This window comes from Streptomyces niveiscabiei, assembly GCF_001419795.1.
In the GTDB taxonomy this organism is placed as follows: Bacteria; Actinomycetota; Actinomycetes; order Streptomycetales; family Streptomycetaceae; genus Streptomyces; species Streptomyces niveiscabiei.
Map to the genome: position 1 here is coordinate 1 of NZ_LIRL01001327.1, position 1,374 is coordinate 1,374.

Sequence of the window (1,374 nt, forward strand, 5' to 3'; positions counted from 1 at the left end):
CCTACGACCACCTCCCGCCCCCCGACCCCTTCCTCTTCCGTACCTCCGTAGCCCAACCGGGCGACACCCTCCTCATGTGCACGGCCGGCCTCGCAGACCCCCTCCGGGGGGAGCTGGAGCTCGCCGGGCACCTCACCGCTCGCTGGGCCGGGGCCCCCGTCCCGGGCCTCGCGGAGTTTCTCGCGGACATCCAGATCAGGGTGAAGGGGTACGCGGACGACAGGACGGCCGCGGCGGTCTGGGAGGCGTGAGCACGGCACCTGTGCCTGACTGGGCTGTACGGGCGAGCAGAACATCGCGGAGCAGTTCGTGGGTACGGGGTGCGCGTCGAGAAGCCGAAGCAGCTCGCCGGGGCCCTCAAGGACGCGTTCGCGCACAAGGGCCCGGCGCTCGTCGACGTCGTCACCGACCCGGGCGCGCTGTGCATCCCGCCGAGGATCAGCGCGCCGACATGGTCACCGGGTTCGCGCTGGCGGCGTCGAAGATCGTGCTGGACGGGGGAGTCGGCCCGCTCCAACTTGTGGAACACCCCCCGCCCTTGAGATCAGTCGGTGTACGGACGCCAGTTCCGGTTCAGCGTGTCGTACACGTACCTCGGCAGGCCCGCGATCGCCGTCGTACGGAAGGGACGGCCGCCGTCGTCGACGCGTACCGTGCCCGTGCGGCCCTGTGACGACCAGTCCAGCTCCAGGTACCAGGAGCAGTCGCAGCCCGTCGTGCGCGCCGTGACGAGGAGGATCTCCGGGTCCTTCGCGGAGACGCGGTACGGGAAGCTGACGGCGGGGAGTTCGGTGCCCGCGTCGTTGCCCGGCATCGAGTGGGCGATCGGGCGGTCCTTGTCGAGGTCGACGGCGAACTCGCGGGGCGTGAGGGCGCCGCCGCAGCCCTGGTCCATGGCGTACGCGTTCCCGCCGGCGGGCGTGCCCCGGCCGACCACGCGCACGCGCAGCGCCTCCAGCACGACCGCCGTGTCCGAGCGGCCCTGCACGGAGACGCGGACCATGGTCTCCTTGCCGTGCAGCCCGCCCTCGGCCGTCGCCCAGGCGCGCGCGTCCTGGGACATCGGGGGCGGGGGGACCTGTGCGGGCGGCTGGTCGATGACGTAGTAGTGGCCGCAGCCCTGGTTCCAGACGTGCGAGTCGACGGTCCAGGTGAGGGGCGTACCGGTGAACGGCTGCTCGCCGGGCGCGCCGGAGCCGGTCGGCGACGCGGACACCCCCGCCCCGGGCCCGGCCCCGGTCCCGGCCTCGGCTGAGGGCCCGCCCCCCTTCCCCGAGGGCGACACCGACGGCGACGGCGAGCCGCTCCCGCTCGGACGCGGCGTCAGCCTCCCCGGCCGCGAACTCAGCGACGGCACGTCGTTCCCCGCCTGCG

1 protein-coding gene and 2 pseudogenes are annotated in these 1,374 nt (G+C 73.7%); 2 read left to right on the forward strand and 1 reads right to left on the reverse strand.

What is annotated here, in order from left to right:
- Positions 1–251 (forward strand): annotated as a pseudogene (locus AOK24_RS43665) (protein phosphatase 2C domain-containing protein); the annotation flags it as partial.
- Between the two features lie 51 nt (positions 252–302).
- Positions 303–542: pseudogene (locus tag AOK24_RS43670) on the forward strand (ubiquinone-dependent pyruvate dehydrogenase); the annotation flags it as partial.
- Positions 543–544: 2 nt separating this feature from the next.
- On the opposite strand, the gene AOK24_RS43675 reads toward AOK24_RS43670, so the two are convergent.
- On the reverse strand, positions 545–1,374 hold an 830-nt coding region (locus tag AOK24_RS43675), incomplete at its 5' end, for a hypothetical protein (protein WP_079057284.1).